The organism is Hahella sp. CCB-MM4 (assembly GCF_002260525.1).
In the GTDB taxonomy this organism is placed as follows: domain Bacteria; phylum Pseudomonadota; class Gammaproteobacteria; order Pseudomonadales; family Oleiphilaceae; genus Hahella.
In genome coordinates, this window is record NZ_MRYI01000023.1 from 12,131 (window position 1) to 32,778 (window position 20,648).

The 20,648-nt window shown below is 48.7% G+C and carries 17 protein-coding genes and 1 CRISPR repeat array (1 of these 18 cut by a window edge); of the genes, 12 read left to right on the forward strand and 5 right to left on the reverse strand.

Annotation, left to right across the window (positions count from 1 at the left end):
* Window positions 1-178: direct repeats of the CRISPR family, unit length 35 nt; unit sequence GTCTCAATAGCCTAAACGGCTACACCTGTTGCAAC (it extends 629 nt beyond the left edge of the window).
* Window positions 179-858: 680 nt separating this feature from the next.
* The 10 genes from cmr1 to ccoG all read left to right on the forward strand — a co-directional run bounded on the left by cmr1 (window position 859) and on the right by ccoG (window position 13,347).
* Entirely contained in the window at window positions 859-2,190 is a 1,332-nt protein-coding gene (gene cmr1, locus BTA51_RS26205; RefSeq protein WP_210404928.1) for a type III-B CRISPR module RAMP protein Cmr1, read from the forward strand.
* Window positions 2,190-3,977, forward strand: a complete 1,788-nt coding sequence (gene cas10, locus BTA51_RS26210) for a type III-B CRISPR-associated protein Cas10/Cmr2 (protein WP_094712042.1) — start codon at window positions 2,190-2,192, stop codon at window positions 3,975-3,977. Before cmr1 ends, cas10 begins: the two co-directional genes overlap by 1 nt.
* Complete coding sequence (locus BTA51_RS26215) at window positions 3,974-5,122, forward strand: type III-B CRISPR module-associated Cmr3 family protein (protein ID WP_094712043.1); 1,149 nt, start codon at window positions 3,974-3,976, stop codon at window positions 5,120-5,122. The genes cas10 and BTA51_RS26215 overlap by 4 nt, the downstream gene beginning before the upstream one ends.
* Before the next feature lie 17 nt (window positions 5,123-5,139).
* Window positions 5,140-6,042, forward strand: coding sequence for a type III-B CRISPR module RAMP protein Cmr4 (cmr4, locus tag BTA51_RS26220; protein WP_094712044.1), 903 nt, complete (start codon window positions 5,140-5,142; stop codon window positions 6,040-6,042).
* Window positions 6,039-6,485 (forward strand): type III-B CRISPR module-associated protein Cmr5, encoded by a 447-nt coding sequence (gene cmr5 / locus BTA51_RS26225; RefSeq protein ID WP_094712045.1) that lies wholly within the window; start codon window positions 6,039-6,041, stop codon window positions 6,483-6,485. The genes cmr4 and cmr5 overlap by 4 nt, the downstream gene beginning before the upstream one ends.
* Complete coding sequence (gene cmr6, locus BTA51_RS26230; protein ID WP_094712046.1) at window positions 6,482-7,573, forward strand: type III-B CRISPR module RAMP protein Cmr6; 1,092 nt, start codon at window positions 6,482-6,484, stop codon at window positions 7,571-7,573. The genes cmr5 and cmr6 overlap by 4 nt, the downstream gene beginning before the upstream one ends.
* The gene (locus tag BTA51_RS26235; protein WP_094712047.1) at window positions 7,563-8,789 is read left to right on the forward strand and encodes an SAVED domain-containing protein; all 1,227 of its coding nucleotides are present in this window, start codon (window positions 7,563-7,565) and stop codon (window positions 8,787-8,789) included. Before cmr6 ends, BTA51_RS26235 begins: the two co-directional genes overlap by 11 nt.
* Before the next feature lie 514 nt (window positions 8,790-9,303).
* Window positions 9,304-10,053, forward strand: a complete 750-nt coding sequence (locus BTA51_RS26240) for an ABC transporter substrate-binding protein (protein WP_168188297.1) — start codon at window positions 9,304-9,306, stop codon at window positions 10,051-10,053.
* Window positions 10,054-10,302: 249 nt separating this feature from the next.
* On the forward strand, window positions 10,303-11,712 hold the full coding sequence (locus BTA51_RS26245) for a PLP-dependent aminotransferase family protein (protein ID WP_094712049.1): 1,410 nt from the start codon (window positions 10,303-10,305) through the stop codon (window positions 11,710-11,712).
* 243 nt (window positions 11,713-11,955) lie between these two features.
* Window positions 11,956-13,347, forward strand: coding sequence for a cytochrome c oxidase accessory protein CcoG (ccoG, locus tag BTA51_RS26250; protein ID WP_094712050.1), 1,392 nt, complete (start codon window positions 11,956-11,958; stop codon window positions 13,345-13,347).
* 127 nt (window positions 13,348-13,474) lie between these two features.
* Here ccoG and BTA51_RS30290 read toward each other — a convergent pair whose 3' ends face one another.
* A complete protein-coding gene (locus tag BTA51_RS30290) occupies window positions 13,475-14,104 on the reverse strand; it encodes a hypothetical protein (RefSeq protein WP_168188298.1) in 630 nt (209 codons plus the stop codon).
* Between the two features lie 135 nt (window positions 14,105-14,239).
* Window positions 14,240-14,740 (reverse strand): hypothetical protein, encoded by a 501-nt coding sequence (locus tag BTA51_RS26260; protein ID WP_141215682.1) that lies wholly within the window; start codon window positions 14,738-14,740, stop codon window positions 14,240-14,242.
* Window positions 14,741-14,967: 227 nt separating this feature from the next.
* On the opposite strand from BTA51_RS26260, the gene BTA51_RS26265 reads away from it, so the two are divergent.
* On the forward strand, window positions 14,968-15,663 hold the full coding sequence (locus BTA51_RS26265) for an HNH endonuclease (RefSeq protein ID WP_094712053.1): 696 nt from the start codon (window positions 14,968-14,970) through the stop codon (window positions 15,661-15,663).
* A gap of 429 nt (window positions 15,664-16,092) precedes the next feature.
* Here BTA51_RS26265 and BTA51_RS26270 read toward each other — a convergent pair whose 3' ends face one another.
* From BTA51_RS26270 to BTA51_RS26275, 3 genes are all read right to left on the reverse strand, one after another.
* Window positions 16,093-18,174: an alkaline phosphatase family protein gene (locus tag BTA51_RS26270; protein ID WP_168188299.1), complete on the reverse strand. Its 2,082-nt coding sequence runs from the start codon at window positions 18,172-18,174 to the stop codon at window positions 16,093-16,095.
* 62 nt (window positions 18,175-18,236) lie between these two features.
* Entirely contained in the window at window positions 18,237-18,392 is a 156-nt protein-coding gene (locus BTA51_RS30295; protein WP_168188300.1) for a hypothetical protein, read from the reverse strand.
* 247 nt (window positions 18,393-18,639) lie between these two features.
* The gene (locus BTA51_RS26275) at window positions 18,640-19,299 is read right to left on the reverse strand and encodes a hypothetical protein (protein ID WP_094712055.1); all 660 of its coding nucleotides are present in this window, start codon (window positions 19,297-19,299) and stop codon (window positions 18,640-18,642) included.
* A gap of 209 nt (window positions 19,300-19,508) precedes the next feature.
* Between BTA51_RS26275 and BTA51_RS26280 the strand changes: the two genes are divergently transcribed.
* Window positions 19,509-20,402 carry a LysR family transcriptional regulator gene (locus tag BTA51_RS26280; protein ID WP_094712056.1) on the forward strand — a complete coding sequence of 298 codons (894 nt, stop codon included), beginning with the start codon at window positions 19,509-19,511 and terminating at the stop codon, window positions 20,400-20,402.
* Window positions 20,403-20,648 lie beyond the last annotated feature (246 nt).

Sequence of the window (20,648 nt, forward strand, 5' to 3'; positions counted from 1 at the left end):
TGTCTCAATAGCCTAAACGGCTACACCTGTTGCAACCTGAAACAGTGATTAAGATCTTCAACCAAGAAATTGGTCTCAATAGCCTAAACGGCTACACCTGTTGCAACCTTCTAACTGGATTTTCCATTAAATGGATTGAGTTCGTCTCAATAGCCTAAACGGCTACACCTGTTGCAACAGCACCCCTTTTTTTCCTTTGGGATACAAGAGATTATAGCCCCAATTCGGCGAGTCAATAATTTTCGGCTGAAATCCCTGCCGTTTTTTGCCTATTTTGTACTTCAATCTCATCTAACCTGTTGATTTGGTTGAACTGGCGAGACAAACCTCATGTCATTTCTGAAAAAGAATGTTGTCCTCTTTGATTCATCACCCCTTTTTCGGCTGAAGGCCAAACAAGGCCTGGTTTGGCGCTTTATATCGCCAGTTTTAGTGGGGACCAGAGCATATAAACCAGGCTTCTAAATAGCAGGGAAATTATGGTTCAAGAGCGTCATTTCTCTTATGCTCAATCAGTATATATTTTGATCAGAAAATTATAACACTTTGCCTGCATCCTGGAATTCCTTTGCTACACTTTTTCTCGATAGCGGCCTGGAAATGATCGCCGGGCGTTGTAGCTAACGTGGAAGGATGACTATGGATAAGCTCGAAACCGAGGAAAACAGGTTGCCCCAAGGGGAACTCCCCCTTGATCCAACAATCGTCACTGTCTTGAAGTTAAACCCCTGTCTATCGCCTCCCTCTTTTTGTTTTCCCCCATGACTATTTCCTATTTCAGCCAACGGATATCTGTTGATCAAGCCGCGTTCTTTAGACAGAGAGTCGGCACCTGTAACGGAATGAGGGAGAATCGTTGTGTCCAGAGTCAGAAAAAGCCTCTCGAAGGAGGATCTCGCGTCACTACTTATTGACGACGATCCCTCCGGTCAAAAGCAACCACCAAGCTGGGAAACCTATCATTGCGAGCTGAAGACTCCCCTGTATGGCGGTGGTGTTGAGGCCGGCGTTGTCGATGAGGAGATGCCGGTACGGGCAACGGAAATCCGGGGCCAGCTTCGCTTTTGGTGGAGGATTGCCTGTGGGCCTGACTCCCCGGAAGACATGTTCCAACAGGAAACGGCTATCTGGGGAGGTATCAGCAAAAAAGGCGCGACGGCCAGCCGGGTGGAGATCAGGGTCACGGATTATCTGCAAGTAACCACGGAACCAGCATTTAAGTGCAATAAAGGCAACGGTGGAGCTAAGATGAAGGCCCACTCGAAATATGGCGAAGGCTACGCCCTGTTTCCCGCTCAGGGTAAATTAACGCCCGACAAAACCGCTGTGGAAAAGGCACCAGACAAATTCGCCATTCCCGGACTCACGTTCAAGCTGCATATTCGTTTCCATGATAAGCTCAAACCGTCTTTAACTGAGCAACAGAAAGGCCAGGTAAAGACCGCATTGCGCTGGTGGGTATCCTTTGGCGGCGTGGGTGCCAGAACCCGAAGAGGCCTCGGAGCGCTCAAAGTTGAAGGTCTTCAGCCTGTCACTGTAGCCGAGGTTAAAAGTCGCAACGGCGATATTCGATTTTATCGCTCCGATAACCCCGTACAGTATCAAGTTGCGGTGCAAGCCTGGAAGAAGGCCATCCGTCAATTGAAAGGTTTTCGTCAGTACGTTAGCAAAGATGAAAACTCTTGTTCGTCAGCTTGGCCAGAAGCGGATTGGATACGAAATGTCAGTGGATGCAGCCTGCCAAGGCATCGACCAAATAACGCCTACAATCTTTTTCCCAGGGCGGTATTCGGGCTCCCCATCGTATTTCACTTTAAAGATGGGCCAGATCCAGACAGTAATAACAATCCTAAGCGAAAGGACCCTATCGACCATACTCTTGAACCCGCTGACGTATACGACGCAAGCGGCCTGAAACAGAAATACGAACGAATGGCAAGCCCACTGATTCTGCGCCCCTACTGGAACGGCGAAACCTGGCAAGCCATGGCGCTACTACTTCCCGGCTGGCAGAAAGCCCTTAATCAGCCGTTGAAATTTCGCAATCAGGAATACCCTGAATCTCCACAGCACTGGCCGGAGGATTCAGCGGCGCAGAGAGATTGGGCAGCCACTATCGCCCCGATGAAAATGAGCTCTGCGACAGACCCTCTGAGCGCGTTTATGGACTATTTCGGCGGGGTGAAGTGATGGCGGATTATCTGCTTAGCATCAGTATTGGCCCCGTACAAAGCCTGATTGACGCCGGCCGGCGAACCCGTGACCTGTGGTGTGGTTCCTGGCTATTGTCGGAATCGGCCAAGGCCGTAGCGTTAGCCTTACACCAATATCAATCCGGTTGCCTGATTTTTCCTTGTCCCGATAACCCGGATCAGGAGCTGCTACCGCAAGTCCAGTTTCAGGAAGAGGCCAATATTGCCAATGTGATCCGGGCGTTAGTCACCGCCAATAGCGAAACAGACATTCAGACACTGGCCGAAGATGCCAGCGAGGCGGCAACGGAACGTTTAAGCGCCCTGTGCGAAAACGCCAGAAAAGCGCTTGGCATCCTGCCCATTCACGAAGAAATCTGGAAGAACCAGCAACAGGACATTCTGGAATGCTTCGCCGCCTGGGTGGAGTGCCGGGAGGACTATTCTGCCGCGTCCCAAAAACTGAGAACCTTGTTGATTGCCCGTAAAAACAGTCGGAATTTTTTACCGATGGGCAATACCCTCCCCGGCATTCCAAAGTCTTCCCTGGATGGTGCCAATGAGTCCGTGATCAATGTGCCTCGGAGGGAACGAAACAAAGCGCGGTACCTGACAGCTCTGCGAAGGCTGGGGGGACTTGATGGCGAAGAGCTGGACGTTCTCGGTGTTACCAAACGCCTTGCCGGAACAGCGGAGCAGTTTACCGCATTTAGCCGGATTGCTGCGGATAGCTGGCTCAATACTCTGGAAGACGAATGTCGGGAACAACTCCGCAAGCAATACAAGCCACTGGTTGATTGCAAGCTGGCAACTGAGGTCAAAGGCAATGGTGGAATCTATCAAGCCTTTCCCTATGATGCCCAATTACTGTTTCGATGCCGGCTCGAAAACGCCCTGGGAAGTGCCAGTACCAAAGATATTCTGCCCTTACTGCATCATCTGCAAAGTGCCCTGGACACTTTAGAAAGTCAGCCGGTCCCCTATGGGGTACTGCTTAAGGCCGACGGCGATCATATGGCAGCGCTGTTGAACAAAGCGGAAACGGCGACGCAGTCACAAGAAATTTCCAAAGTGTTGCACGGTTTTGCTAGTGAAGTTCGGCAGGTGGTTCAACGTCATCGTGGCCATGCGATCTATGCCGGTGGCGACGACGTGCTGGCGTTTTTGCCTTTGCAACAAGCCCTTGGTTGCGCAGAAGAACTGGCCAGCAAATTCAGTGACACCATGAGGCCCGTTGCCAGAGATCTAGGCCTGACCCTGGAGCAGTTTCCCACACTCTCGGTCGGGCTTGCCATCGGACACATTATTCAGCCGATGCGTCGATTACGAAACCGTGCCATTGAGGCTGAGAAAGATGCCAAGGGAAATGACCGCCCGCAGCCCCGCAATGCTCTGGCGATTCACCTGGGCATACGATCCGGGCACGAGTTGAGCTGGCGTTGCCGTTGGGACGATGAGGCATCCCTTAGCGCCATGGAGCAATTTATACAGGCATACCGTCATGAACAGTGTCCTTCCCGTATCGGCTACGATCTGCGAGCTGTTGCTGACCGTTTGCAGTGGGTTAGTGGCGAAACTTTGCCCGGTATTCATCAAGCGGAACTGGAGCGCATGCTGGACCGAGCCAACCTGCCCGGAGGCGATGGTCTAAAACTGGCTCAGGCACTGAAGGAGACGCTGCTTGCGCAGGCCCAAAGCACAGGCATTTCCGCACTCTCGGACCAACTGATCATTGCCCGGTGGCTGTCCTCAAGAACCAGTGCCGATATAGGAGTGAAGGAATGAACCGGGATACCCAGCAGACTTACCTGATAGAGCCCACCGCACCGTTGATTATCCGTACCGGACGGCCGTTCGATGAACTATCCGGAACCGATCCGGCCCGCTTCCCGCCACCTTCCACGCTCGCGGGGGCGTTACGCACGGCCCATGCCCGCTGCATGGGAAAAGCTCTGAACCCGGAACTGGCAAAACTGGCCGTTGCCGGCCCATTAGCGGTGATGACGGACCTGGATGGCAACCCTCACCGGGTGTTAGTGCCACAGCCGTCAGATGCTCACTACTATCATGACGGCCATCAACGGCAACTGGTGAGAGCCGCCCCCAGAGCGCTGGCCAGTGGAGAGGGTTGCGACCTCCCCGAGGGGTTATGGCCACTGCAATTGGAACAGCAGTTCCCGGGTAAAGTTTCCCCAGGGCCGGATTGGTGGGCGATAGAGGACTTGCTGGCGTGGCGGCGAAACGACAGGTCATTGTCGTTTGGTCAGGTTGAACAGAATGGCTGGATGCCGCCGCCTGATGATATTCGCACTCATGTTGCCATCAATCGACAAACTCAGGCATCGGAAGCCGGCAAGATTTTTCAGACGGCCGGACTCAGCATGTGGCAGTCCCCCCATTCACCACAATGCTTGCCACAGTTTGCGGTTGGTTTACTGGGGCGCATCGAAGGCAACATTGAGCCTGGCGTACTCAACCTGGGAGGCGAACGACGCCTGGCCAAGGTAAAGCCTTGGCAGAATATCTGGCCCGGGATACCCAGTGCCTTGGTATCTGATATTCAACAAGCCGGCGCCCTCACATTGACCCTGTTGACTCCCGCCCTGTTCAGCGCCGGATGGATTCCCGGCTGGCTCGACCGCGACTCTTTGCAGGGCATCCCCCCTGGATGTTCCCGTTTGCGCCTCAAATTACGGGCAGCGGCAGTCAAACGCTGGCATCCCCATTCAGGCTGGGACCTGGCGGCCAACAGACCTCGAGCCAGTCGCAAAATGGTGCCTGCCGGTGCCACCTATTGGTTCGACATACAAGATGATCACGCCGACGACATCGAACGGCTCTGGCTGAATCATCTCAGTGATGAGAATCAGGATCGCCTGGATGGTTTTGGTCTGGCCCTGCCATTTCCGTATGTCAGAGCAATGTCTTAAGTCTTCGGAGTATTGACATGGAATTGAACACCTACCATTTGTACACTCACACGGTTCTGCATTGTGGTACCGGACAATCCGTTGGCGTTGTAGACCTGCCGATCGCCCGTGACCGCGCCACCCACTTGCCTTTGGTTCCCGCCTCCTCCGTGCGGGGCGTATTACGGGAGGCGATTACCGAAACCAAAGGTGTTGAAGTCGCCAATCGATTGTTCGGACCGCAAAAGGTCTCCACCAATGAAGACAGTTATGCAGGTGCTCTGTCCATCGGAGATGCCCACCTACTGCTGCTTCCGGTCAGGGCTCTGCAAGGCATTATTGCCTATGTGACCTGCCCGTTTATCCTTAAACGCTATCGCAGGGACATGAAGCTGAATATGGACGTCCCCGTGCCCGAAGGCGGCACAGCATTGCATGCCGAAAAGAATCAAAACCTCCTTATTAACAAAGACGATTCGGACGCTAGCCTGATTGTCCTGGAGGACCTGGATCTGAAGCCGCAAAGACATGACTGCGCGGATCAATGGGCGGATGTTATCGCCGCTGTTATTTTTCCTGGCGAAGAGAAGGAAGTGAGAGATGCCCGCGACGATCTCACGCAACGATTTCTGATATTACCAGATTCGGTGTTTATATTTCTGGCCGAAACTGCGACGGAAATCCGCACCCGTATTCGGATCAATCAGGAAACTGGCGTGGTGCAGAAAGGAGCGTTATGGAGCGAGGAAAATCTGCCAGCAGAAACTGTGCTTTGGGGAGGCTACGCACTGACTGAAAGCCGAAGCAGGGAAAATAACGCCACTGCGGAACAACTCGCTGTCCACATTCCGACCACCGAGTTGTTGCAGTTGGGCGGGAACGCCGGTATCGGCCATGGTCTGGTGCGGTTTTTCAAGGAAGCATCAGGAGGCAGCCAATGACACAACCCCACAGCCATCAAATTGCAGCTGTCGCCTATGAACGGGTAGAATCCCGTAAATATGACCATCAAGATCAACAAAAATGCTACGGTGCCCTGGTACATAAGCTGCCCGCCATGATCCTGCAAAATGGGTTGGCACATGCCACCGGATTCCTACTGGCTAAGGGAAAAGAGGAGCACCGGGCTGTATTAGAAGACCTCAGGAATATATTTAATCAGACCGGTCACCGCTACGAGGATGATCAAGCATTTCATCAGGCGATCATTCAAGCCGATCTACAAAAAACAATGATGATCACCCGTCATGCACTAGAGGTTGCCGGATGGATGCGTCGTTATGTACAAGGCATTCTGAAAATCAACTCGACGGGTGACAGTGACAAGCAAAATGAATCTGAAACAGCGAAGGAAGCGGATTTGCAGGAGGCGTCACAATCATGACTTTATTGATACGCCAGACATTGCGACAGTGCTTTGGCCAAGCTGCCGAGGCCCATCCAGGATTATTACTACAAAAGGGTCTTCCGGAAATTGAAGAGAACGGCAATGGTCAGCCTCAGGAAAATGAGTCAGGAGAAGCCTCTCCAAAAACCGCACACATAAAAAGAATGTGCAATATCCTGGCCCCGGATCGCTACATGAGGGCTTTTGACCGCTGGAATGATCTCACAGCCGATTCAACGCGTTTTGAGCGCTGTGTGATGAAGCTGGAAAACCGTATGTTGATCGGCTTGTCCGGAACCGGTGCTCTGGAAACCGGCTGTACTCTCAGTCATTGCCACGGTATGCCCTATATTCCCGGATCCAGCATCAAAGGAGTTGTTCGCGCTTGGGCGGAAAAACAGTTACCCGGGAAGCAGAAGATCATTCAGCAATTATTGGGAACGCCCCAAAATGAGCTACTACCGAACCTCGCCGGTGTGGTGAACTTCCATGACGCCTGGTGGATACCGAACAATCAAAAGCCATTTGTTCAGGAAATCGTGACCAGCCACCACAAGGATTATTACGCCGACGGTGGAGCGACTCCTGCCAGCGACCTGGACAGTCCTGTGCCTAATGCTCTAATCGGTGTACGTGGCAGCTTTTTGTTTGTCCTGGAAGGCAGAACCGAATATACCGGGCCTGCCATGAAGATGTTGAAAAGGGCTTTGCAGGAAAATGGCATCGGGGCCAAAACGGCGTCGGGGTATGGGTATATGCGACCAGATCAAAAACAGGAAAATCGCCTGCAAGGAGAAACTCGGCAGCGCATGGAAGAGCGGGAAGATGCCCGACTGACTGACACGCATAGGATAATTAAGAATCTGACCCAAATGCTAGAGAAGAAGGAATCCAGTCATGCTTCCGGTCATCTGCGTCAAGCTCTCAAGCAAGCAATAGGGGGCGCCACAGGCTGGCCACACAGCGACCTTCTCGCATTGCAACAAGTCACTATCGATTGTGTTCGCTATTGGGACCCCAGAAAGAAAAACCGCAAATTGAAAGAGCTGAAAAAAGAGGTGGAGGATCTGTTAAATGGAAACTGACACTACCGGGACCTGCTTTTTAAGTTATAAACGGGAATGCCATGAACAGGCGGCCAAGCTAGTTGAGGCACTACGGGACCATGGAATTCCTGTGTGGCAGGATATCAATGATTTAGCGGCGGGGGTGACGGAAACCGAAATCAGGCAAGTGCTTGAGGCCCCAAATACCGCGAGTGCCATTATGCTGGTATCCCCGGAAGTTAAAAACTCTGACATGATTCGCGAAGTGGAAGCTCCCGGAATTTTCAAGCGTTTCAATGACAAGAATGGGTTCTTTGTTGTCTTGGTGGCCGCTGAAGGTGTGGATTATTCCGATATGGCGGACATCCTCGGACCTCGGACCGGCATAACTGCTGTCAGTGGTGTGAACAGTTTAAAGACCGTCGGAGCAGTAGAGCAATCGTTTGCCACAGAAGTAGCGCAAACCGTATTAAAAAACCGTTTACGGGAAATCTTAAAAGCACTTCCTTCATCAGTGCCAATCAAGATTCAAGTCTGTACACGCGCCTTAGTCAATGAGCCCGGTATCGCATTATGCGTAGATCTTCGTCACCGTTTTGACAACCGACTGGCAAAGGAAAATGCCTGGGAGGATTTTATCAAGCCGGCAATAGCCAATCTCGTAGAACAGTTACAGCAGTCTCCCAGGAGACCTGTAGAACTGAGCGGTAAACTTTCCATCCCGGCGGCAACGGCCTTGGGGGTTGCATTTCTATCCATAGCCGGACTCAAGGCTGGCTGGTTAAACGATAACGCAAGTACTGGCAAAGCACCGGAACACTGGGGATTGTACATTCCCAAAACGGCCAGCGGGTTTATCACAGACATTGAACCTCAGAGTACATCAGCGGATGATTACGCTCTGCTGATATCAGTAAACGGAGATGTCATGGACGATTTCCGGCACTCCAGCAAAAGCTTATCTCTGCGAGCCATCGTTCACGTAAAGCCAGAGTATAGAGACGATACTGGAGTAGAATTGACCGCAGGCGCAGCCACGGACATTGCCCTTATGGCAGTTGATGCGCTACGTCGTGCCAAGCAACAATACGGTAAAAGAGGCACGGTACATCTATTTATGGCAGTCCCTGTTGCCCTCGCCTTTATGGTGGGCCAACAACTAAATACTTTTGGAGAGGTTCAAACCTACGAATACCTCGCCGAGGCAAAAGAGCATCCTTATGTACCTGCTGCCAAGCTACAGCCCTCTGGGTAATAACAACGGGAAATCCTCCAGGTTTAAAACTTTCCACTCGCCGAAACGATGCGTACAACTTGTAAACCTCCCATAATTACTGGCTCTCATAAATGGAGCCTTCCAGCCTTTGATGTTCCCGCGAGCTCAAACCACAACTGGTCGGGGAATTAAGTACTTTAGTTGGAGAGATGATCCGACAACAAATAGAAGCTAAAACTAAGATAAAATTAAGTACTTTAGTTGGCGTCGAAAAATCTAAGTGATTGATATATGGAAGAACCTTGTATCGAAGACTTAAGTACTTTAGTTGGGCGTCCACACTGGACGCGTTCCTCCCTACATTAGAGGTTTCACCCCGTATTACTAACGGGGCGACCTCGCCCCCCCCTCTTTTTCACTTTCTCTGCACCCCTGCGCATTAGAACTATAATTTGAATGTGACGCATTGCAGGAGTCGCTGCAAAGCAGAAATTCAGATGTGCGCTTATTAATTGCTGAGCACCCTAACCCAGGCCGGAAAATGGAGAGAAAAATGTTGCATCGCTATAAAGTGCTGTGTTGTTTGCATCTCTTGATAACTTTCGCGATGCCGGCTATGTCAGAAGAACGGAGTGTGACCTTAGAGTCATCGGAATACCCGCCGTTTTATGGCAAGGAACTTCTGAACCAAGGTGTCATTACTGAAATTGTCGTGAAGGCCTTTAAAAAGGTCGAATATAAAGCCGATGTACAATTCAGACCATTCGCAAGAGCGTTGAGTGATGGCAAGGATGGCAAAATCGATGGGGTTATAGCGCTCTGGCATACGCATGAACGCGAGCAATGGTTCGCTTTTTCAGATCCGCTACCAGCTAATCAAATTGGATTTTATAAAAGGAAAGACAAGACCATTCGTTATAAAACGTTATCAGATCTGGCCCCTTATAGAATTGGCGTTGTTACAGGGTATGCCGTGCCGCCTAGGTTCAAGGAAGCAAACTTAAAAACCGAGGATGTATCAGAAGACTACAAGAATTTATTGAAGTTGCAGGGCAATCGATTCGAACTAACTCTAATCGATAAGTGGGTAGCGCAATACTTGATTCGCAACAGGTATCCACACCTTGAACAGGAATTGGAATGGATGGAACCACCTTTGGAAATCAAACCTCAATATCTTGCATTTTCCATAAAGTCTCAAGGCTATAAACAACGGTTGAATGACTTCAATGAAGGGCTCCAGCAATTGAAAAAGACCGGTGAGCTCGAAGCTATTTTGACGAAGCACGGATTTTCTGAATAGCGACACCCTCTACTCCATCTCTATAGCTTCCAGAACCTCTACACCTTCGTTTCATGGGGAACAGACCTCAAAATCATGCTTGGTGAAGTTTTAGGAAGAAGATTCAGCTGGCAGCTAAAAACACGCACCAGATTAGACCTTTGACATCAGTGCAGCCTATATTACCGTCCTGATGAATGTCGTAACGGCAAGAATTAACCAGTAAGCCAACGCTATCAGGCTTAGACTCACGAGTATTTTAGGAAAGACATGAAGCGGTACGAACAGCTCGCCAATGATATAGCAGAACTGATTCGATCAGGTGTATTGAGTGCGGGGCAACGCGCGCCCTCGGTCCGCCAGGCCAGTAAGAATTATGGCGTCAGTGCCTCAACCGTATTCCAGGCTTATTACTTGCTGGAAAACAAGGGATTGCTGCGCGCAAAGCCCAGATCCGGCTATATTGTGTGCAGCCAGCCGAACCATCATGTCCCGGCGGTGGAACGGGCCCAAACCACATTAACTTCCACCCCCGTCGATGTCAGCAAACTGGTATTTTCTGTCCTCGGTTCCGTCAGGGACCCCTCTATCGCCCCCTTTGGATCAGCCTTCCCCAGCCCTGCCCTATTTCCCATGCAACGCTTGGCAAAGTCGATGGCCAAGGCGACCCGGATGATGGATTTGAGGTCACTGGTGTCTGACCTCCCTCCAGGTAATCAGATGTTACTCCGGCAAATAGCCCTCCGTTACGGTGTTATCGGCGTCAAAGCGCCCATTGATGAGATCATCGTTACCAATGGCGCCATGGAAGCACTGAACCTATGTCTACAGGCAGTCACACGCCCCGGAGATCTGGTCGCGATTGAATCTCCAGCGTTCTACGCAAGTCTACAGGTTCTGGAACGTCTCCAACTGCAAGCCGTCGAGATCCCTGTGGACGCAAAAACTGGCATTGACCTGAATGGGCTTGAAGGAGCCTTTAAGAAACACCCCATCAGGGCCTGCTGGTTTATGACCAATTTTCAAAATCCTGTTGGTGTCTCACTGACGGAAAGAAAGAAACAGGAATTGGTGAACCTGCTGCATAGATACCAGGTTCCACTCATAGAAGACGATGTCTACAACGAGCTCTTTTTCGGCAAGACACCGCCCAAACCGGCAAAGGCGTTCGATCAGGAAGGTCTGGTTATGCATTGTTGCTCCTATTCCAAGAGTCTGGCCCCGGGCTACCGAGTGGGCTGGGTATCTGGAGGAAGATACGCTAAAGAAATAGAACAACTGAAATTGATGACTACGATTTCAGCTGCCATCCCCTCACAAGTGGCACTCGCTGATTACCTGGAATTTGGTGGATACGACCGCCACTTACGAAAGCTCAGAAATAATCTCGAAATCCAACAAAATAAGATGCGCGCAGCGATTACTCGGTACTTACCCGAACAGACTCGGGTATCCCGTCCAGAAGGCGGTTACTTTCTTTGGCTGGAGATGCCTGAACAAGTAGATTCCCTCAAACTCTTCAATTTGGCGCTGCGCCAGGGCATTAGTATTGCGCCAGGCCCAATATTTTCGGCGACCCGAAGATTTCGGAACTACATCCGGCTCAACTATGGTTATCCATGGGGCCCGAATTCTGAAGCTGCAATGGAAAATCTGGGCAAAATTGCCCGCTCTCTATGACTCTCCCAATAAACTTCAACGCTCACGAGTTTCAAATTTTCTAACCAATTCACAGTCTGTTCTATCTCTGGATAGAACTCTGCGATTCTGTGCTGCTCTGAAACTGATATGCTTTAATTTCGCGAAACTGCATCTGTTCTGAGTCTGCACCTCTAACCAATAATTCCGCTCGACGTTTTTCTGCACACCACCCATCCGTAATCCTGTAGCCGACAGATGCCACCAGGGTAAAGAGTAACGATTATGAGCGAGCTTATTCCAGTCCATAACCTGCCATCAGAATCCATGAGATTTTTTACTCCCGCAAAGATACATACCCGGAGTTTTACAGGTTATTTTCGTCGTCTCAGGATACTGGGGGTACTTTCTCTATTCATACTATTCTTCGGCACTGCGTGGATGGATTGGAATGGACGTCAGGCCGTACTTTGGGACCTGTCAAAAAGTAAATTTCACATCTTTGGCAGCACTTTCTGGCCACAGGATTTTATTCTTCTATCAGCGATTCTGATCATTTGTGCATTTGGCTTGTTCTTCATTACCGTCCTGGCCGGCCGGGTTTGGTGTGGATATAGCTGTCCTCAAAGTGTTTGGACATGGATCTTTATGTGGGTTGAAAAAGTCACTGAAGGTGATCGTAACCAACGTGTAAGGCTCGACAAGGCCGCATTCAGTGCCAACAAGCTCCTACGCAGAGCCGCGAAACATGGCCTCTGGTTATTAATCAGTCTTGTTACCGCCCTGGCTTTTGTAGGTTATTTCACACCCATTCGAGAGCTGGTTACTGATCTTGCAACATTCAAACTTCAGGGTTGGCCCCTGTTTTGGACCTTCTTTTTTACCATAGCCACCTATCTAAACGCTGGATGGTTGCGTGAAAAAGTCTGCTTTCACATGTGCCCTTATGGTCGCTTTCAGTCCACTATGCTTGACGCCGACTCCTTAGTGGTAAGCTATGACTCGGCACGCGGGGAAAATCGCGGCCCCAGAAAAAAAGGGGTGAGTCCCTCTCAAGTTAATTTGGGAGATTGCATCGACTGCTATATGTGTGTCCAAGTATGTCCAACCGGCATCGACATCAGGGACGGACTTCAGATGGAATGCATCGGTTGTGCTGCTTGTATCGATGCCTGTGATTCAATCATGGATAAAATGGGGTACGAACAAGGTTTGATTAGGTACACCAGCGAAAGGGAACTCAGCGAAGGTAAACGCCAAATTATCAGGCCTCGCTTGGTTAGCTTTGCGGTCGTCTTACTTACAATGATCGCATTGTTCTTGTGGGCATTATCCGCCAGATCTTTGGTTACTCTGGATGTTGAAAAAGATCGCAGCCTTTATCAATTCAACGCGGACAATGAAATAGAGAACACCTACATACTAAAAATACTCAACAAGTCGCAAATTCCGCACACCTTCGCTGTAACGGCGTCCGGCCTCGAAGGCTTGGGGATCACGGGATCTAATATTGTGGAAGTTGATGCTGGCAGCATGGTTGAGGTCTTCGTATCTCTGGCAGTGCCTCCTGAAAACATCCATGAGAGGAGCTATAAAATTCAACTTAACCTCACCGCAACGGATGATTCTAATATACAAGCCAATTCAGCCAGCATTTTCACTGGACCGGTATTTTGATAGCAGACAGGTTTAGGCGGTGTCGATAACCAAAGACAGTATTGTCAGATCAGTGTGGTACTGTATCGAAAGACGGGGCCTTAAATAAAATAATGTTGATCTCGCAATATACACCCCCTATGTCTAATTATTTCTGCAGTTTGGCACGTAAATAGTTAGCGATGTAGTACTGTTTTTTTGAACTCAACCCCCAGCCTAAATTTAGCCGTTTGCTACCCTCAAGAGATATGTATTTATATTGACCTGAGGAATTTTCAGTAACTCTATCAATTGTTCTCCAGTCAAACCGCCGATACCAGCCTATGGAACCAATGCCGATAAATACGAGGGCTTTTCCGTTTTCAACGGAAACTAATGTACGGCCAAATAGGCTCATTAAGCAGAGAGTAATAAGAACGATACTACCAAACAAAAACGGCAGGCCAAATATGGACAGAACAGGATCAAACTTGCCACTCACTAGTTGGCTACCGTAAATACCCGAAAGAGATCCTCCGGCCCACACTAAAGTAAACGGAACAAAGAACAGTGCCATCCAACTCCTATGTGACCCGCCCACTGTCCAGCTATTCCCTCTGTCCTCAACAGATGTTCCGTGGACTGGATAGAGAGGATCAAAGCTCTTGCTCGGAGTGGATTCAAGTAATGCAGACAAAGACGTAAGGTTCTCACAGCTTGAACAATATGCCGTATCTTTAGTCACATTAATATTTTCAGTTTTAATCTTTTGCTTACAGCTAACGCAGATGACTTCCATATTTAGATAACGCTTCTCCTAAAATTTAACATAGCCAGCAAATGCTCGGAGCACGCAGTGCGAAGACGCTGCATCCAGTTTTTTGCCCCCCCTAACAGGAGTAATGATGAGTTCTATCCAGTTTTTTGCCCCCCCCTAACAGGAGTAATGATGAGTTCTATCTTCTTCCTCTGATAACTCGGCCATTCCAGCCTCCTCATCAATCTCCAAGTAGCTGTAATAAACGGAGAGAACGCCTTGATCGAACCTAAATGTATACCAATCATTTCCCTCCGTACCAATGGAGATAAAAGAGCCATCCTTTACGTATTGGGAGATTGGATGATAAAAGGCATAGATTTCTTGGTCCGAGAGACTATCCATCCAGCCTTTTTGAAAACCAACGATATTTCCTTCATTATCGTTGCTCATACTACATTCGCCAAACCATCCAGCAATCGCTGCCGCTTCTTCAAGAGTCCGTGATTTATGAAACCCTTCAAACTTCTCATGGTCATTGCCGAAACTTTGGCGAAATAAACTAAATTCGTTGTACTGATGTTTTAGAGCTTCCAGGGCTTTCAATTTGTGCTGATTGGATATAAAGAAAGAAGTTTCTTCTAAAAAAGCTGATATACCCATCATTTCCTCCATCATTTTCAGTTGACTACTGCAACGCCCTCAAACAGCTGGCACTTTCACACGTTTATCCCTGCAAAACAACAATAGCGATTTAGCGAATTGGAAACTTCACATGATATCTATGGAAGTTTGACGCAATTAAGAGTGAGGGATGAAACGTGGCAGCCACACGCCTCTTGTTATGCACTTTCATATCGGCATAATGCACCGGCATTTTTGACTCACTACGGAAATCTTTCATCATGCGAACATTTATCAGGCTGACCTTGGTCATCCTATGCCTCTCTTCGGCCGTCGTATACTGTCACCCCGGCCGACATGACTCTCAAGGCGGTCACTACGACCGACAATCCGGCGAATATCACTGCCATCAGGAGCCGTGCTTTTCCAATCAGCAACAAGTTCAAGCCGCAACAATAGATGCTGAAACGAACGGGCGTGCCTTTTCCGCAGTGTATCGCCGTGAAGATTGGAAGCATTGGTCTGACTTGGATCATAATTGCATGAACACCCGACACGAAATACTGAAGGCGCAGGCAAAAACGCCGGTGACATTGTCCGATAATCGCTGTGGCGTTTCTGCGGGCACCTGGGATGACCCTTATAGCGGCAAGATCTATCACCTGGCCAGCGATTTAGATATAGATCATATTATCCCGCTGAGATGGGCAAATGATCATGGTGGATATGTTTGGTCATCTCAACAGAAGGAGGTCTACGCCAATGACCCTGACAACCTGCTTGCCGTGGATGATCGCTTAAACCAACAGAAAGGAGCCAAAGGTCCTGATGAGTGGATGCCACCCAATCACCAATATCGTTGCGAATATATAGTGCAGTGGACCAAAATACTCAACAAGTACTCGGACCTGATAATGACGTCGAAAGAAAAAAGGACTTTTAGCCGGCAGCAGGAGGCCTGCGGTATTTCACCCTGATCACCAACTGACACTATTGTCATCGGGTAAGTAGTATTTGCCTACCCTAAAAATGAAGCAGCATTATCTGGATTTCTTAGAATACCGATTCAATATTCTTGATAGATTTTGCTGCATCGCTTGTATTGCACTTCGAAAATATTGAAGTCGGTGAGTTGTACATTTTGCTGGATGAATGGTGCGAAGATGGCGTCAAAACAAAACCTGCAGACCTTCCCTAATTAGCGGCATTCAAAATTAGAACTTTCTAAGCTTAGCAAAAATCGGTGAGGCGGGAGGCCTCACCGTATCGGAGGTTATTTAAAAACACTTGGCGGGCAGGTTTAGAAGCCATAACGAGTGCAAGGATTATAGGGGTAGCTTCCAGGTACTAATCTTTCACTACTGAGCCCGCCTCATGAAAACCTAAATAATCCCGGCATTAAATGATCATTCCACCGGCAAAATAATCCAATAGTCGCCCTGCTCTCTGGTGGTAATCCACCTTCCCTGCAGCGGCCGTTTATCCTGACTCAGTCGTTGATTGGTAAAGTGTTGGTTGACCAGGTAAACCTTGTCGCCGAACTTGACCGAACCTTCGCCTTCCAGCTTTTGAATTTGCCACAATTGCTTGGGAGCATGTTCGCCACGCAGGTAAATATTGAAGTAAAAACAGTCATGAGATTCATTCCATGCGCCGAGATAGTTAAACGAGCCGAGACCTTGTTCGTCAGAAACAATGCGCAGGACATCGTTGTGGCAAATCTCTTTAGGGTCCACGACATCGGCTGCCAGGCAAAACAAACGGGGTTTACCCTCTTGACCAAGCGTCGGAAATTTCTGCATCAAATTCAAATCGAATGCAATACCATGAATAGACTCTGGGATGTAGCTGACCGGACCCGCCAGTTCAGCCAACTTAAAGTCACTCAAGATATCCCCGTTTTGGTTTTTTAGATAGAAGCGGTCGCCATAACTGACGGGTGAACCCATCTCGCGGCCAAGGTTGAGGAAACCGATATCGCCGGCATCGCTCCTTGGTGTGTCCCGTGTGATGGTGTGGTCAAATTTTGGCGCTGCTTTGGTACGCTCGCCAAACTCGGCTGTTTTGCCGGCCATACCACACCAATCCAGTACTGTGCTGATCACCGATGTGTGATCAAAAGGCACATCCGTTTTGGAGCGGAATACGGTGCCTTTTTCAATTAACGGAGAGGCCAGAATAGCGGGAACCCTGCCGCCGAAACGGTTGAACTCAAATCCTTCTTGCAGCTTAAAGCCAGGTTGACCATCCCCCCATGGAGGCGTTGCAGACGGTGGTTTGACATGGTCGAATGAGCCGACCGGCTCATCGAAAGTGATGATAAACAAGGTCTTATTCCAGGACTCCTTGTTGGCTATCAGGCTTTCATAAATGGATTTGACGTAGTTCTCAGCTTCATTGAGATTACCTGGTGGGTGGTAATCGTTACCCATGGCAGTAAACGGGCGATAATAGCTTCGGTCGACGGTTGTTTTGGATATCGTCCAATAAGGTTCTATGTAACTGTATTTGGGTAACTTGCCAGCTCTGGCCAAGGCATGGAAATCGTCGGTCTTAGCGAAATGTGAAGCCGCATCCGGAATATTTTCTCTGACTTGAGAATAAAGCCGGTAGCTGTAACATGACTCAACTTCACCGGAAGAGATTTCATAAAGATAGTCTGCGTAAGGCGATATTTCGCTGAGCTTTTCTTGCAGCCATTTACCAAAGTCGCCGAGATAAGGCAGGATCTTCGACACCTCATTGCCGTATTCGATCAGTCTGGAGATCTTTTTGGGGATCATCGAGGTTTGGAAAAACACCTTCCAATCGTGCCCCCCCTCTTCAAGCGCATTCCATAAGGTTTTTTCCGGGAAACGGTCGTCCCCTATCCCCATCCCCAGGATGTCGCTGAGTTTTTGGGCATAAGGGTTGTCTTCCAAAAAACCATTATCAACCAGGCCATGGGCATCACCAGTTAAACCGAATGCCCGGTTGGTGTTTGTCTGGGAAGGCACAGAGGAGAACCATTCGTCGCAAACAGCATAATGTTCAGCCAATTGATTGAGCACCGGCAATTGCTCAGGAGTAAAGCTCTGCATCACCATATCGGCCATCGACTTGATTGCATCTTCTTTATACCCCCCCATTCGCAACATATCCGCATAGTCCTGCATATAGCCTTTCATGGTCGGGGTGTCACCCGTGGCCACATCATGCTTGCCAAATAACTGCATATTGATATGGTGATACTCTTCACCTGGGTGAATGTCCGGCACACTGGCGCCGATGGCGCCTCTTATCGGCGGAGAAGAAATATCGAGTTTTGCTACGTCATTGGTAAACGATGCGAGATCAACCGATTGCAAACCACGATACTCATCGCCCGGTGTTACTGGAGGGATATTGCGCTGTGGGGATTTATGCTGATACAGCCAGCCGAGTACCGAATCAAAAGACCGGTTTTCCAACATCAAATGCACTACATGCTCAATTTTATTCATCGACATAACAGATACCTTTGTCCTTGTCATCCGGAGAGAATCTGGATAACCCTAAAGTTCTGAGATAATTACAACTTTTGACGTAAATGGCTGAAGATATAGCATCCAGCCCAAACGGTGACGCTCCAGCAGATGACGGAAGTTGAGGATTGTGGTTTCATCCGGTAGTCAGTCTGACGTTTCTTATTCTGGTGTTCAGCTTCGGAGAAAGTCACCTGTTCCATGGGAAGTATTCCTGATGAGTTAATCGGACCGTATTAGGACTGATTTGGGGAGATGCTCAGAATCTCCCTGGCTACTCTTTATAGACTGAATATAGAACACTTATAGATTGAATATAGAACACGTGAAAAAGAATTCCATTGCATATCGCTGGAAACGGCAGAACACAAGGACTTGATTTGTAGATGGATGGCTTGTTAGTGAGCTGGACAGTGTCTGCAAGCGTTCCCTACTTAAAGTTTTGCTTCCCTAGATTTCATTGGCAGCATATACAACCTTAAAGTCGCTTGCTCGACCACGACGCCCCATTAAAGAATAGTCACGGGCATACAATGCAGGCTCAATACCTCTATCAACTACCCTTATTGCAGAATCGGAATTTCCTCTATTTGAAAAATCACTCTTCCTGAATCTCGGGCCATAGTTACTATATAGTGTTCCTTCATAGCCCGTCACCTGGATGCCTGGATACCGATCACGCATTGCATCACACAAGTCCTGTGCATAGCACCTACCATCATCATCCCGCGCAACCCCGCTATTGCAACAGAATAGGCGAAGGTCCACAAAATCCGTTCGCAATCCCTCTTTGTATAACGTGCTAGCTAAATGCTCTGGGGTATAGTTCTTCCATACATCACCTCTACGCGCGCCGATTAACTTTATACCATTATAGTGGTGTCGTTCCGACCGACCATGTGCCATGACATACAGCGTATCGGCGGTGGTAAGTTGTCTTAGTGCCCCTAATCCGAACAAGTGGCGCAGACCTTTTCGATTTAGTCCGTGACTATCCTTGTTAATGAGAATCGTGACATCTCCCCCTATTTTCTTGAAACCTTCAACCCAATCCTCGGCATTTCCTAGCATTTCATCGTTCGGTACGGGTAAAAATATATATGTCGGCATCTATTAACGACTCTTCTGGTTGGCAAGTGAGCAAGCTTAGAGCTCGCACTAACTCAACAGAAGACATCATCTGGAAACATGATGTATTGTGGAATAACACTTGAATTTTCGTGCGAAGAGCGGCCACCCCTATTTGCACTAAAATTTAATCGGGACTAAGACTACAGAGGGTTCTCCAACCTCGCACCGGAAATATAGAATAGTGCATCATGGATAAATGGATCGGCATTCAAGAATTCGTTACTGCTACCAAATATGGCTCATTCACATCAGCAGCCGAATACCTAGGTACAACCAAATCAAATATCAGCAAGAAAATCACCTACCTTGAGACTCGCCTGGGGGTCACATTGCTACATCGGAGTAACCGACGCTTGGTACTGACAAGTGCGGGCGAGGTATATTTCGAGCATTCGGCCAAATTGCTGAAGACGTTAGAACAAAATGACCAATTGGTGATCGAAACACAGGAGCATTTATCAGGGCCTATTGTTATTTCTTTACCTCCTGGAATTGGAGAATCACTGCTGATGGAACCAATATGCAAGTTCCAGCAGTTACACCCTGACGTCACCTTCGTTACAAATGTCTCGATCCAATGTATTGATCTGGTTGAACAGCCGTTCGACTTGGCATTTCGACTATCTCCCACCATTGATCCAAACCTGATCGCACGACCACTTAGGCGAGCGCCATACCGTTTATGCGCAAGCCCCCGATTCATCAAAACACATAGTCCTAATGAGATCCAAGATATCACTCGGTTACCCTGTCTCGCTTATTCGGATCAACTTTCCCCCAAGAGTGTAGCTTGGTCGTTCAAAAATCCGCAAAACCAGCAGGCTTTTCAATTAGAAATTAATGCCTGCATTTACTCAGATAGCGTCACTACCCTCGTTCAGGCATGCCACAAGCATGCAGGTATTCTTTTTTGTTCTGATTTTTTTGTGGCCAAACATATTGCAGAAGGTAGTCTCGTATCCCTATTTGAAGAATGGATAAACAACGAGAATCAATTATGGCTGGTGTATCCGGACCGGAAATCGGTCAAACGCAGAGTGCGGGCATTTATAGATTTCGTGCTTGAAACAGGCTTCCTGTAGATTCTCTTCGTGCTCACCGAATAACAAAACCAGTCCGATTAAAATAACATGGAACCTATACGGCTGCATTCACTGAAGTTTCCTCTGCATAACCTCTGGGCTCCACACAAAACACGGTCAGATATGTACTGATTTTGAAAACATGTAGTTTCCAAACGAGGTCTAATCATTCCTTTTTTAAGTTGTAGAATGCCGCCCGCTGAAGTTCACAACCTTCTTACTGAGGGTTAGAGCGTACTTTAAGCA